This is a genomic window from Roseibium porphyridii, assembly GCF_026191725.2.
Classification (GTDB): Bacteria; Pseudomonadota; Alphaproteobacteria; order Rhizobiales; family Stappiaceae; genus Roseibium; species Roseibium porphyridii.
Genome location: NZ_CP120863.1, coordinates 5,109,776 through 5,122,266, shown reverse-complemented (window position 1 = coordinate 5,122,266; position 12,491 = coordinate 5,109,776). Strand labels below are relative to the sequence as shown.

The window sequence follows — 12,491 nt, the reverse complement described above, 5'->3', positions numbered from 1 at the left end:
TTTGTCATCAGGCGGCGCGGATGCAATGCGTCCTGAATTAAGGTGACCGGTCTCAGGTTGTTCGAATGGATGTCTCGCAGCACACGCTGGTGTTGATTTCAACGATGGCGATGACAGTGCCGTTGTTCGGCGCACTGTGCTGTTTGCTGCAAGATCGGAACAAAACTCTCTTTCGGGTCCTGGCTGCGTTTTTTCTGGCAGCGGCAGTCACGGAGCTGCCCACGGCCTTGCAGATGGTTGTCACCGGCGCGGGTATTGTCACGCTGCTTGAAGCGCTCTGGTTGACAGCCATGGCATGCGTCACGCCCCTGATCTGGCTCTATGTCTGGATACTGACCTCAGAAGACGAAGCCCTTCCGAAAAATCTCTACCGGCATATGGTTTTGCCAGGCTTCACTCTGCTGACAAGCGTTTCCATTGTGCTTTACTTGGTGGTGGCGGATCTCCGGTTCTTCGGGCTTTCGGAACAAGTGCTGCAGCAGGTGGCAGTCGCGATCAATTGGGTGTTCTGGGTCCTTGTGACCGTTGCAATCAAGCTCCAATGGGGCGTTTACATTTTGCTGGTTTATAGCCGGCTTGTGTCTTATCGAGTTCGCCTGAAAGACCTTTTTGCAAGCACTGAACGAAAAGAGCTCCGCTGGATTGCCTTTGTGATTGGCGTCAGCGGATTCTACTGGGTCCTCAGCCTGATCTCGTCACTCCTGAGCTACATGGTCCCGGACTATGACGGACTTCCAAGCCTTGTCTATTTTCTGCTGAACCTGACGCTTCAGACGATCATGGCTGTTTGGGGCTTGAGGCAACGACCGGGACTGAGACCCAAAGAAAACCTAACGCGGGTACCCGAGCAGCGCTACGCAAACTCAGCGTTGACAGAAGAAGCAACGGATCGCATTGCTGCCAAGCTGCGCAAGGCAATGACAACCGACAAGCTCTATCTCAATCCAAACCTGTCGCTCTGGATACTCGCCCGGCACACAGGCGTGAGCGAGAACTACATTTCCCAGGTTCTGAACGAGGTGATCGGTCAGAATTTTTTCGACTTTGTGAACAGCCACCGCATCGAGGCAGCAAAGATCAATCTGAGGGAAAGCGACGAGACGATCCTCACGGTCGCGCTTGATGCCGGTTTCAACTCCCGCTCGTCCTTTTACACCGCGTTCAAAAAAGTGACTGGGCAAACACCGACAGCTTATCGAAAGGCACAAGGTGCGGTCGACAAGCTGTCGACAAATCTGTCCGTCTGAGCTGAATCGGACGACATATTCCGGCAGCAGGGACTATCCGGCGAAATCTCAACCGGAGAAAGCTTTATGAAACGACTACCCATTTTTCTAGCAACAGCAGTCTATGCAGTCCCCGCAATCGCGGACCTTCCAGCCGAACTCAACGGTTTCTGGCAGACCGATGGATATGGCACGGTCGCAAAGGTACAGGACGGCAATATCAAATTCTATCAATCGGCCGGTGACATCTGCATCGAGGAGAGCGGAGATGCTGAAGCGCTTTCGGCTTTGATCGACAACAGCAATCTTGTGCTCACCAAGGACGGACGCACCGTCACTGTAACGCTGCCGTTTGCGCAACATCAGATCCGTGCTGAGAGGCTCGATGCGCTACCTGATGCCTGTCAAACCCAGTCCGAGAACACGCCCGAAGCCAATTTCGCGGCCTTTGCCGCGTTTCTTGAACACAACTATCCCTTCCACGACATTCATGGCGTTGACTGGCAATCAATTGTCGCAACCGCTCGGGAAAAAATCAGATCTGAGATGTCGGATGAAGAGCTGTTTGAGGTGTTCAAGCAAATGATGGCGCCTTTGCAGGATGGGCATCTGGACCTCACTGCCCGGATCGATGAGGAATATGTCCGTTTTGAACCTTATCTCGGCGATACGCTCAGTCGGTTGTTTCAGGAAGCAAAGGACAAAGGTGTTCCTGAAAAACAGGCAGTCGAAGCATTTTTTGGACCGCTCTGGTACGAAAGCATCCCTAATACCATCTTGAGCGGCCAAGGCCGGGTCGTTGGAAATCAGCGGATACAATATGGCGTCTTGAATGGCGACACAGGCTATTTGGCGCTCGCCACCGTCGGATATTTTGATCGGCGCGGTGCGTCACCGGATGAGGAAATGGCAGCGACAAACGCCATCATGGAAGAAATAATGCAGTTCTTTCAAGCGTCCGGCGTGCGGTCCGTCATCATTGATCTCAGCGCGAATTTCGGTGGCTACAATCATTTTGGAGGATATGAGTTCGTTGCCCGCGCAATAGCAGAACGCTTTGCATCTGAACCGGTTCAAGCCTTTACGAAATATGCTGCCGATGCTGAAAAGTCGCCCCGCACGGTAGTGACCCTGATGCCCAGTAACGGAACCCGGTTCGAAGGTCCGGTCCATGTTCTGACAAGTGACATTACGGTCAGTGCTGCCGAGGTGTTGGTGCTGTCGCTGCGGGCCCTTCCAAATGTCAGGCATATCGGGAAGGCCACGCGAGGGGCCGCATCCGACGTTCTCGGGCGGACCTTGCCGAACGGCTGGTATCTGTCCTTGGCCAATGAAGTCCACGTGGACAACGACGGGCGTTTCTGGGAAGGCCGCGGCATCGAGCCCGATGTCGAAATGACCGTCTTTGAAGAGGCTTCACCCGTTGAAGCGCATGCGAACCTGATCAGGAAACTGGCGACCCAGAACTGATAAAGTCTGGGGTTCTGACCAGAGCAGTCGCAAAAGCCGCTGAGTGTTTGCCTATGGCTGGCAGTCAGCGCGCTTGCACTGCTCGATTTTCATTTAAAAAACTTAACCTAAGCGTCTTCTGGCCGGTAATTTCACGGGTCTTGGCGATTAGAAGACCCGGAACAGGTGTGCGGATTTGACGCCTGGGCGACACTTGCGGGCAAAACATACCGTTGGTTATGTTTTGCCCGCAAGTGTTCGTGACGCGGACCGATCCACTGAAGCTGAGACAGATCCCATGACCGGCAAACAACAACGGCTCGTTGACGAGAGCGAAAACGGTATCCTCCTTATACCGGAAGGCCTTCGCGTGTTTGCCGGGGCGAAGGCTGTCATGACTGCAGGGCAGGCGGGAATTTTTCACAAGTTGCTGGATAAGGACGCCTTCGGAACGGAGTTTTTCACCAATGCACCGTGCCTTGCCTATGTCCTGCGAGGGCAGGAAACCTTTTTTGATGCCGATGGCGCGAAGACGGTCGTTGCATCCGGCGACACATTGCTGCTTCCCAGGCACCATCACATGGTCTCGGATTTCCGAGCGGAAAAAGGGCCATTGGAGGCATGGTTGTTCTTCTTCAGCGACGCCGTCATTGACGAATTCCTGAGGGCGACGTCCCTGGCAAGTGTTCCCCCTTCCAAAAGCCGGACAGCATTGTTTGAAGGGTCCGCAAGCCTGCGGGCTTACATCGATGCGCTTCCGAAGGTCTATGGCACGGTCCAGTCACCGCCTGCATTGGTAAAAGCGAAGCTCCTAGAAGTTCTGTTTCTTTTGCAGATGCATGATCGAAAGAGGCAATTACAGAGCTTTCTCGCCAATGAGAATGCGGGGCGCTCCCGGCGGAACATCAAGCAGCTGATGCGCGTTTATGCCTTGGCGGACCTTTCCATCGCAGACTACGCAACCCTTTCTGGGCGTTCGGTTTCTTCCTTTCAACGTGATTTCAAACGGGAGTTCGGCGAAGCTCCAAGCGTCTGGCTACGAAGAGCGAAGCTGGAGCATGCCCACGAAATGGTGATCAACAGCCGCGTTTCAATTTCCGAAATCGCTCATGCAGCGGGCTACGCCGATACGTCTCATTTCATCAAGGCCTACAAGAGCTGTTTTCAGCAGACGCCCAAGCAACTGCGCCAGAGCCTGGCCTGACCTTGCCGGGGAGCAGGGAAGAAAGCGCCGCATAATCCCTATTTTCGCCGCGAGTTTTCTATCCGGCACCTGTGTGGACGGAAATACTGTGCGCATCACAGTGAAGGAGACCACGAATGACCACATGGGTAACTCTCGAGATGACCGTAAAGGACGGAGCATTCGAGGCACTTTCGGAGTTCTTGAAAGCCAATCTCGCAAATGTGCGCGGCTTTGATGGTGCACTGAGTGTCACACTATTTTATGACACAGCCACACGCGCATTTCTCATTCATGAAGAATGGATGAGCCGGGAACATCACCAGGCGTATCTGGCCTTTATAGAAGAGAAGGGCGTCATGGCCGCATTGCTAGGCTTCATGGAGGGGCCGCCCTCGGTAACCTACTACAAGAAGCTGGTGATGTGATGATCCACAGAACCGATGTAAGCCGTCGCACGGTGCTGATCGCTTTGCCGCTCCTTGCCGCAGAAAGTCAGGCAAAGGCCTGGGGGCCTACGAGCGTACCCGTATCCATGGGTGAGCCGGTTTATCGACGAGACAGCATCGTTTCGTCTGCCAGGACCGCAGATTTGCTCAGCCGCTTGCGAAAAACCGAAGGCTGCATGCGTGCGGATGGTTTCATGGACGAAACCGGCGTCATTGCAATCTGGCAGGAATGGGTATCTGTGCAAGCTTCAACGGCATTCTGGCGTCGGCACGGCACTGAATACGGAACATCCACCTTGCGAAAACTTAGAGCTCTGAGGCCAATGACCACACACGTGCAACTTGTCCATGACTATCCCTTTCCTGCACGCGACGTGTGGCGGGTTGCGACAGACCTCGATCATCTGAAGACAGTTACGGAGGGCCTGTTGGCCTTTCGTAACCTGCCGCACGGTGAAATCCACCAGGGCCAGGAAATGCGCGTGGAAGTTTCGCTGTTCGGCAGACTTCCCTACCAGCCGTATGAAATGAGAGTCGTAGAATTTGACGATGCCAACATGGCTTTTACGTCAGAGGAGAAAGGAGCAGGTGTGAAAACCTGGCGGCACAGTCTGTCTGTTGCAACAACGCCGACAGGAAGCCGACTGACCGAACGCATCGAAATCGATGGCGGACTTTTGACACCACTATTTGCAGCGTGGGCGCGATACATGTACCGGCAACGGCACCCACGCAGACTTCGCATTCTTGAAACGTCTGTCAGCAGGAGAAATGGATGACGACTGGTCTCGCCCTGATCGTGGCAGGTATTCTTTTACCGGTTGCCGGGTTGCACTTTCTCTGGGCCTTGGGCAGTCCTTGGCCTTTCAAATCGGAAAAAATGCTGGCGCAGGCTGTTGGTGGCCCCGGTCTCAATCCAAAAATCAGTCCTCTCACCAAATGCGGTGTTACGATGGTCGCGGCAGGTGCCATTTTGACGTCGGCTATTCTTCCGCTTTTTTATGCCAATGTTCTGCCGGACCCGCTTCCCCAGAAGCTGGTTTTCTGGCTGCTGTTTGTTCAGGCCGCCGTTTTCCTGCTGCGTGGATGCCTTGGCTATCTGAGCGTTTCGGCCATGCCTCAGATCGAACCGTTTCGCACCTACAATCGGCGCTTCTTCAACCCGCTGATAATTGCGCTCGGGTTAGCTTGTGCCGTCATTCTTCTGGCTCAATGAGACAAGGCCTCCCTTAAGGGGCCTAGTTGGCAGCTGTGGCCGCAGCCGCATGGAAATCCGGGTCGGTCAACTCCGGAGGCGAAACCGGCGCGCCGCCACCTTCGCCGACATAAGTATCAGCGACACCATAGACAAAGATCCCGCCGGAATTCCTCTTGACGATTGCCACCCGCTCTATCAGCTGAAAATCGCCGGCCTCGCAATTGGCATAACTTGTGTAGAGATCCTTGCCACCTTCGGTTAGTCGCTCGGTACCGGACGAAAAACTTCCATCTGTGCAGGACTTCTGACTGTCTGCGACCACCAGAGACATCAGTTCCTCTTCCGATTGATAGCTGCCAGGTGAGAAAATATGCGCAACGACAGTACGCGCATCATTGGCGGCAACAGCATGCAGTCCATTGAGGTCCTCTTCACGCTGGCCATCGGGAATGAGCTTTAGTCCAGAGAGTCCTGCGCTTCCCATGAGGTTAAAGAGTGCCTGGGTCGCTTCCACCGCGAGCTGTGGGTCCGAGGCCGTATTTGTTGGCGCTGTCCCTTGAGATTCAGGCTTTTGCCCCAGACCACCAGAGGGACTTGCTGCTGCAGTATCGCCCATACCCGGTGCAGCTCCATACCGGGCGATGTTTTGTTCGACGCATTTTGCAAGTCGGGCCATCAGTCTGGATGTTCCCGTCAGGCGGAATTCATAGTTGTAGGCACCATCATAGACATAGAGTGTCCTGCCACGGCGAAAGCGGGTGATGATGTAGCCACCTTGGGGCATCTGCATGCGTGCCAGATCTTTGGATGTCGCCTTCGCGACTCCGCTTTGCCATCCGCCTCTGTCGATACGGTACTGAAGGGGAATGTCCGAACCGACTTCCATGTCCCAATGGGGTGCGGAAAAGCCGATTGCCCAACTGTAGCTCGTATCAACCTGCACATAGAGCGTGATGCCGCTTTTGTAGGTTGCCGATGCAACGCAGGTGGAAAACCTTCCGCTGTCGTCTTCGGTAAACGCGCTCCCGTTCCAGCCGCCAAGACGGAAGTTTTCCACGATGGCCGCCGCGGCAATGCCCGTGCCTGCGAATATGATTGCGCTGGCGATCGCCAGCAGTCGAAACAGTCGCATCAATCCCCCCAACAAATCACTGCTTCGCCAGGAGCGGAGCAGCCAGTGTTCAGGAAAGGCTAAGCGAATTCCGTAGCGGCATCAAGAAAGCGTGGGCCCTGCGTTCTGGCTAGGAATTTTTCGCAAGGAGCTACTGGATGGCCTCCATCGCCCGGGTAAAGCCGGTCAGTGGAACATTGATTTTTTGCCGCCTTTCGGCGCTCGGGGCAAAATCGATTTCCAGGTTGGCGCCCGCTTTCATGGCGTCAATCATCTCCGGCGTTGCTTCAATATTCAAAAAACACCCGCGTTGATCGCATGTCCCTACATCAAGTTCGCCAAGTGCAGTCCCGTCTACAGTCAGTTTGACTTTGCCCGGCAGATAGAAACCAAGCGGGGCTTGCATTTGCAGTATGGGCGCTTCCTTTTGAGCGGGAAAAACAATGTCTACCTTGAAGAGAAGCTGACCGCTTTCCTTTACTCTGATGCTTTGTGTGGCTTCGCACACCAATGCTTCCAGGTTGCGCGAGGGACCTGCGCAGCGAGTTTGCCACAGGCCGTCCTGACCCTGCTGTTGAGCGGAGACAGGGCTCGCGAAAGATGCTCCAAATAGCGTTGCGGCAAGGAAGAGTTTCATTTTGAAATGAGGCATTTGAGTCTGCTTTGTCGGATTGAACGCGCCCGACACTTTCCATAGCCGTTCGCGTGTTTCACGTCATCCATTATTGCTGGAATGCTAAGCTTTAAGGGGCTTCATAGAGACTGAAACGATACGAGACCCTGAGGGCAGCTTCCATTGTTCAGGAATTGAAGTCGGCAAAACAGGGGTTTGGCAAAAAACTTTTCCGCTTGATGGGAAAGCTTTGAAAACCGGTGCCCGGCGTGTCTGGTCGGCACCCATTACATTTAAGCCATCAAACTGGGATTGGAGACCCTAAAGATGGCCACGCGCCTGACCACTACATCAAAATCACGCAAAAGGCCGGAAGACCGGCTCGACGTGTTCCCGACCTTCATGAAGGTCGCTGGACAGCGTGTGCTTGTGGTTGGGCATGGAGCGGAGGCTGCCGCGAAAGTTCGTTTGTTGGGTGAGACCAATGCAAGCATTGTCGTCATCTCCGCCTCCGTTGAAGCCGATCTTGCAGAAGCTATTGAGCGTTTCGACGCAGAGCACGTCAGCGAGGATTTCCGCCCCGCGCACTTGAATGGCGCTGCGCTTGTGTTTTCGGCGCGAGAGGATTGGGCCCTGGACAAAGCGGTGGTTGATGCGGCGCGCATCATGGGTGTTCCGGTCAATGCGGTCGACAAACCAGAACTTTGCGACTTTTATACCGGTGCTCTCGTCAATCGCGCCCCAATCGCAGTTGCGATCACCTCCACCGGCGTTGGTCCGGTACTCTCTCGTCATATTCGCGCCCGTATCGAGGCCATGTTGCCACGTGCGACAGGTGACTTGGCAAGGCTTGCCGAGAGCTTTCGGGACGCGGCGACGAAGGTTATCCGTGACGGCGCGTTGCGCCGCAATTTCTGGGCGCGGTTCTTTTCCGGGTCAGTGGCCGCAAATCTTTATGCCGGCAAGGCCGATGTTGCCAGGTCCGAGGCGCAACGCCTTTTGAACAGCATGGCCGACGAACCAGGATTTGTCTGGCTGGTGGGTGCGGGCCCCGGTGCTGAAGATCTCCTAACTTTGCGCGCGCAGCGCTTGCTGCAGGAAGCGGACGTCATCGTTCATGATGCGCTCGTTCCCGCAGGTGTCATTGCCATGGGGCGGCGGGACGCGGAGCGAATTTCTGTCGGCAAGCGCAAAGGTGCCCATTCGGTGCGCCAGAGCGAGATCTGCGATTTGCTGGTTGAGCTTGGTCGCAGTGGCCAAAAGGTCGTTCGGTTGAAGGCCGGTGACCCGATGATATTCGGACGCGCTGCTGAGGAAATGGATGCGCTTCGCGAAAACGAGATCGGATTTGAGGTTGTGCCAGGTGTGACTGCGGCCTTTGCGGCTGCTGCATCTGCACAGATCCCACTGACACTACGCGGTGTGGCTTCCAATCTGGTTTTTGCGACAGGCCACAACGCGAAATCCGAAACGCTTCCGGACTGGGCCGGATTGGCACTGATGGGCGCAACCGTTGCCGTTTACATGGGTCGGACCGTGTCAGCCGCTGTCGCGGCCAAACTGATTTCTGCTGGGATGAATGCCCGGACCCCGGTCGCGGTCATCGAGAACGCAGCCCATCCGGATGAGCGCCAGTTCTCCGGAAACCTGTCAGAACTCGCTGTTCTTTCGAACCGCACGGAGATCGACGGACCGGTCCTGATTGTCATCGGCGAAGCCGTTGGGCACGCCGCTTTGGAAAACGCCGAACCTCTGGCGCTGCAAGATGCAGCCCGGTTCGCTGCAGCCTGATTGTTGAAGAGAGTGGACGCAATGAAAGTCATAACTGCCAACCGTCTTTTGAATGGTGATGTCGTCTGGCTTGGAGACAACCGAAGCTGGGTTGAACGGATCACCCTGGCCAAGGTCTTTGAAGGTAAGGACGAAGTTGCCGATGGGCTCTCCCAAGGGGCTGAAGGTGAGAAAAACCAGGAAGTCGTCGGCGTCTATGACATGGCCGTGACGGTTGAAGAGGGTGTGATTGTCCCGGTCCGCTTGCGCGAAAAAATCCGTGCAGCCGGCCCGACCACGCATCCAGATTTCGGCAAACAGGCGCAAGCCGTATCCGCCTGACAGGACCTTAAACGGGCAGCGCCTGAAACGGCAGCGCCCAGCCAGGAGTAAGAAGATGTACCGTTACGATGAATTCGATGCCAGCTTCGTTAACCAGCGCACGGAGCAGTTCAAAGACCAGGTGCGGCGCCGGCTGTCGGGAGAACTCAGTGAAGACGAGTTCAAGCCGCTGCGTTTGATGAATGGCCTTTATCTCCAGCTGCACGCCTACATGCTGCGGGTTGCGATCCCTTACGGAACCCTCAACGGCCGGCAGATGCGCAAGCTTGCCCACATCGCTCGGACCTACGACAAGGGTTACGGCCACTTCACCACCCGTCAGAACATTCAGTTCAACTGGCCGAAACTGGAAGACACGCCAAAAATCCTGGAAGAGCTGGCCGAAGTGGAGATGCACGCGATCCAGACGTCAGGCAACTGCATTCGCAACGTGACTGCAGATCATTTCGCGGGTGCTGCGGCTGATGAAATTGCTGATCCGCGCCCCTACGCAGAAATCTTGCGTCAGTGGTCCTCGCTGCATCCGGAATTCTCCTTCCTGCCGCGCAAGTTCAAGATCGCGATCACGGGTGCACCCAATGATCGTGCCGCTGTTCAGGTCCATGACATCGGTTTGCAACTGGCACGGAACGCCGAGGGTGAGATCGGCTTTGTTGTCTTTGTTGGCGGTGGACTCGGCCGCACGCCCATGATTGGCCGTAAGGTGCGTGATTTCCTGCCGGAAGAGGATCTTCTGGCCTATTCCGAAGCGATCCTGCGCGTCTATAACCGCTACGGCCGCCGGGACAACAAATACAAGGCGCGCATCAAGATCCTGGTTCATGAAACGGGGTTGGATGAGCTGAAGGCTGATATCGAAGCGGAATTTGAAAAGATCCGTTTCGGTGTGCTGCGCTTGCCTGATGAGGAAGTTCGCCGGATCGAAGCTTACTTCACACCGCCACCGCTTGAAGTCGGTGCTTCGACATCTCAAGCCGTGGAAGCTCGCAAGGCTTCTGATGCAGCTTTTGCACAATTCGTGGCGCATAACCTCAACCCGCACCGGGTGCCGGGTTATACGTCGGTGACACTGTCCATGAAACCGATTGGTGGCATTCCAGGCGATGCGTCGGATGCGCAGATGGACGTGATTGCAGACCTTGCAGAGAAATACGGTCAGGATGAAATTCGCATTTCTCACGAGCAGAATGTCATTCTTCCGCACGTCAAACTGGAAGATCTTCCGGCCCTGTTCGATCAGCTCGTGGCAGCCGAAATTGCTGAAGGCAATGCAGGCCTCGTTACCGACATCATCGCGTGCCCGGGCATGGACTATTGTGCGTTGGCAACTGCCCGCTCCATTCCGGTTGCACAACGTATTTCCGAGCGTTTTGGTGCCGCTGGACGTCAGGCGGAAATCGGAGAGTTGAAGATCAAGATTTCCGGCTGCATCAATGCCTGTGGCCACCACCACGTTGGCCACATCGGCATTCTTGGTCTGGAAAAGAAAGGCGAGGAATTCTACCAGGTCACGCTTGGCGGTTCCGCGAACGAGAATGCATCCATTGGCGAAATCGTTGGACGCGGTTTCTCGTCTGATGAAGTGGTCGATGCGATTGAAAAACTGGTCGACACCTATGTCGATCTCAGATCAGGCAAAGAAGAAACCTTCCTGGAGGCCTATCGCCGGGTCGGGGAGGCACCCTTCAAGGAGGCTCTTTATGGGGCTGCATGAGACATTCAGCCTCGGTGTTGATCCGGAGCTGGGCCTTCAGGCGGAAGTTGCCACTCTGAATACCCAGTTCGAGGATGCGACGGCGCAGGAAATTCTGATGTCTTCCATCCGGCATCAGTTTGCCGGTGATATTGCCATGGTTTCAAGCTTTGGTGCGGATTCAGCGGTGCTTTTGCACATGGTCGCACAGATCGATCCATCAACACCGGTTCTGTTTGTCGATACAGTCAAGCTGTTCCCGGCCACGCTGCTCTACCGCGAGGAGCTGATCGAGACGCTGGGTCTGACGGATGTGCGGACGCATAAACCGTTGCAGGAAGAGCTCGCCAAAACCGACCCGGCCGGAATGCTCTGGATGACTGATACCGACGCTTGCTGCCACATGCGCAAAGTCGTTCCGCTGGAACGGGCACTGAGTGGATTTGGGTCCTGGATCTCGGGTCGCAAACGTCACCAGAGCTCTACACGCTCCAATCTCGACACGTTCGAAATCGATGATGGCCGCGTGAAGATCAATCCGCTTGCTGATTGGACTGCCACCGAGGTTCTGGACTACGCACAATCTCATGATCTTCCACCGCATCCGCTGGTCGCTCAAGGTTATCCATCGATTGGGTGTCTGCCTTGCACAAGCAAGGTTGCACCGGGCGAGGACCCGCGCGCCGGGCGTTGGCGCGGCCAGGACAAGACGGAATGCGGCATTCATTGGCCAACGCATGGCAAAGAAATTGACGGTAGTGGCATCTGACAGTTGCCGGGGATACGAATTTGAGGACGCAAGAAATGGCTACGATCTACAAGGACGGTGAGTTTGTCGAAGAAACCTGGAACCGCGCGGACGCGGAAACAGGTGAAACGATTGAAGGTGATGCGATTGTTCCGCTTTCGCTCTTCATCGAAGAGGCAGACAGGTTTCTGACCCGCTCAGCAAAGACTGCCGTGCTGGTTGAAGCTGGCGATGACGTTGAGCCCTTGCAGCCGCATCTTGACCGACTGGCATTCGTCGCAGTTGATTTCCCGAGTTTTGCTGATGGCCGCGGGTTCTCTGCCGCACGCGTTTTGCGGGAGCAACTGGGCTATCAGGGCGACATACGGGCGGTTGGCAAATACATTCTCGACCAGGTTCCCCTGGCCCGTCGGTGCGGCGTCTCCTCGTTCGAGATCTCAAAGCCAGAAGTCTTGAAGGCCTTGAAGGCCGGTGAATGGCCTGAAGTCACAAAATACTTGCAGCCTGTTGGAACAGTTGAAGAAATTCCTGTCGGTACTCGCCCCTGGGCACGCCGGTCCTTCCGCGACGTTGCGGTTGCCGCCGAGTAACAAGATTCAGTCTCCCGGTTTGTGCCAAAACCGGGGATTACTGTCTGTAAAAGGTGCGCACTGCGTTCTCGCGCCTTCAGATCTAAAAAGTTTGACCCGGTTACAGGAAGCTGTGACCG

General features: G+C 55.4%; 13 protein-coding genes. 11 read left to right on the top strand and 2 right to left on the bottom strand.

What is annotated here, in order from left to right; all coding sequences use genetic code 11:
- The first annotated feature begins 65 nt into the window (after positions 1–65).
- The 6 genes from K1718_RS23550 to K1718_RS23525 all read left to right on the top strand — a co-directional run bounded on the left by K1718_RS23550 (position 66) and on the right by K1718_RS23525 (position 5,523).
- Positions 66–1,247, top strand: coding sequence for a helix-turn-helix domain-containing protein (locus K1718_RS23550; RefSeq protein ID WP_265680639.1), 1,182 nt, complete (start codon positions 66–68; stop codon positions 1,245–1,247).
- A 66-nt stretch (positions 1,248–1,313) separates the two neighbouring features.
- Positions 1,314–2,696, top strand: a complete 1,383-nt coding sequence (locus tag K1718_RS23545; protein ID WP_265680640.1) for a S41 family peptidase — start codon at positions 1,314–1,316, stop codon at positions 2,694–2,696.
- A gap of 277 nt (positions 2,697–2,973) precedes the next feature.
- Positions 2,974–3,879 carry a helix-turn-helix domain-containing protein gene (locus K1718_RS23540; RefSeq protein WP_265680641.1) on the top strand — a complete coding sequence of 302 codons (906 nt, stop codon included), beginning with the start codon at positions 2,974–2,976 and terminating at the stop codon, positions 3,877–3,879.
- A gap of 116 nt (positions 3,880–3,995) precedes the next feature.
- The gene (locus tag K1718_RS23535) at positions 3,996–4,286 is read left to right on the top strand and encodes a putative quinol monooxygenase (protein WP_152503250.1); all 291 of its coding nucleotides are present in this window, start codon (positions 3,996–3,998) and stop codon (positions 4,284–4,286) included.
- Positions 4,286–5,086 (top strand): SRPBCC family protein, encoded by an 801-nt coding sequence (locus K1718_RS23530; RefSeq protein WP_265680642.1) that lies wholly within the window; start codon positions 4,286–4,288, stop codon positions 5,084–5,086. The genes K1718_RS23535 and K1718_RS23530 overlap by 1 nt, the downstream gene beginning before the upstream one ends.
- Entirely contained in the window at positions 5,083–5,523 is a 441-nt protein-coding gene (locus K1718_RS23525; protein WP_152503248.1) for a DUF3995 domain-containing protein, read from the top strand. The genes K1718_RS23530 and K1718_RS23525 overlap by 4 nt, the downstream gene beginning before the upstream one ends.
- 22 nt (positions 5,524–5,545) lie before the next feature.
- Here K1718_RS23525 and K1718_RS23520 read toward each other — a convergent pair whose 3' ends face one another.
- Entirely contained in the window at positions 5,546–6,637 is a 1,092-nt protein-coding gene (locus tag K1718_RS23520; RefSeq protein ID WP_265680643.1) for a hypothetical protein, read from the bottom strand.
- A 130-nt stretch (positions 6,638–6,767) separates the two neighbouring features.
- Complete coding sequence (locus K1718_RS23515) at positions 6,768–7,268, bottom strand: invasion associated locus B family protein (protein WP_265680644.1); 501 nt, start codon at positions 7,266–7,268, stop codon at positions 6,768–6,770.
- A 288-nt stretch (positions 7,269–7,556) separates the two neighbouring features.
- On the opposite strand from K1718_RS23515, the gene cysG reads away from it, so the two are divergent.
- Genes cysG through K1718_RS23490 form a run of 5 tightly spaced genes read left to right on the top strand, consistent with a single transcriptional unit; the run spans position 7,557 to position 12,372 of the window.
- Entirely contained in the window at positions 7,557–9,020 is a 1,464-nt protein-coding gene (cysG, locus tag K1718_RS23510; RefSeq protein ID WP_265680645.1) for a siroheme synthase CysG, read from the top strand.
- 21 nt (positions 9,021–9,041) lie between these two features.
- Positions 9,042–9,341, top strand: coding sequence for a DUF2849 domain-containing protein (locus tag K1718_RS23505; protein WP_265680646.1), 300 nt, complete (start codon positions 9,042–9,044; stop codon positions 9,339–9,341).
- A gap of 55 nt (positions 9,342–9,396) precedes the next feature.
- Entirely contained in the window at positions 9,397–11,055 is a 1,659-nt protein-coding gene (locus K1718_RS23500) for a nitrite/sulfite reductase (protein WP_265680647.1), read from the top strand.
- Positions 11,042–11,803 (top strand): phosphoadenylyl-sulfate reductase, encoded by a 762-nt coding sequence (locus K1718_RS23495; RefSeq protein WP_265680648.1) that lies wholly within the window; start codon positions 11,042–11,044, stop codon positions 11,801–11,803. Before K1718_RS23500 ends, K1718_RS23495 begins: the two co-directional genes overlap by 14 nt.
- A gap of 35 nt (positions 11,804–11,838) precedes the next feature.
- Entirely contained in the window at positions 11,839–12,372 is a 534-nt protein-coding gene (locus K1718_RS23490) for a DUF934 domain-containing protein (RefSeq protein WP_265680649.1), read from the top strand.
- Positions 12,373–12,491: the final 119 nt, after the last annotated feature.

What these genes read in the sequence shown, in the direction of transcription:
- K1718_RS23550 (WP_265680639.1), top strand. Translation starts at nt 66, where the DNA reads ATGGATGTCTCGCAGCACACGCTGGTGTTGATTTCAACGATGGCGATG.
- K1718_RS23545 (WP_265680640.1), top strand. Translation starts at nt 1,314, where the DNA reads ATGAAACGACTACCCATTTTTCTAGCAACAGCAGTCTATGCAGTCCCC.
- K1718_RS23540 (WP_265680641.1), top strand. Translation starts at nt 2,974, where the DNA reads ATGACCGGCAAACAACAACGGCTCGTTGACGAGAGCGAAAACGGTATC.
- K1718_RS23535 (WP_152503250.1), top strand. Translation starts at nt 3,996, where the DNA reads ATGACCACATGGGTAACTCTCGAGATGACCGTAAAGGACGGAGCATTC.
- K1718_RS23530 (WP_265680642.1), top strand. Translation starts at nt 4,286, where the DNA reads ATGATCCACAGAACCGATGTAAGCCGTCGCACGGTGCTGATCGCTTTG.
- K1718_RS23525 (WP_152503248.1), top strand. Translation starts at nt 5,083, where the DNA reads ATGACGACTGGTCTCGCCCTGATCGTGGCAGGTATTCTTTTACCGGTT.
- K1718_RS23520 (WP_265680643.1), bottom strand. Translation starts at nt 6,637, where the DNA reads ATGCGACTGTTTCGACTGCTGGCGATCGCCAGCGCAATCATATTCGCA.
- K1718_RS23515 (WP_265680644.1), bottom strand. Translation starts at nt 7,268, where the DNA reads ATGCCTCATTTCAAAATGAAACTCTTCCTTGCCGCAACGCTATTTGGA.
- cysG (WP_265680645.1), top strand. Translation starts at nt 7,557, where the DNA reads ATGGCCACGCGCCTGACCACTACATCAAAATCACGCAAAAGGCCGGAA.
- K1718_RS23505 (WP_265680646.1), top strand. Translation starts at nt 9,042, where the DNA reads ATGAAAGTCATAACTGCCAACCGTCTTTTGAATGGTGATGTCGTCTGG.
- K1718_RS23500 (WP_265680647.1), top strand. Translation starts at nt 9,397, where the DNA reads ATGTACCGTTACGATGAATTCGATGCCAGCTTCGTTAACCAGCGCACG.
- K1718_RS23495 (WP_265680648.1), top strand. Translation starts at nt 11,042, where the DNA reads ATGGGGCTGCATGAGACATTCAGCCTCGGTGTTGATCCGGAGCTGGGC.
- K1718_RS23490 (WP_265680649.1), top strand. Translation starts at nt 11,839, where the DNA reads ATGGCTACGATCTACAAGGACGGTGAGTTTGTCGAAGAAACCTGGAAC.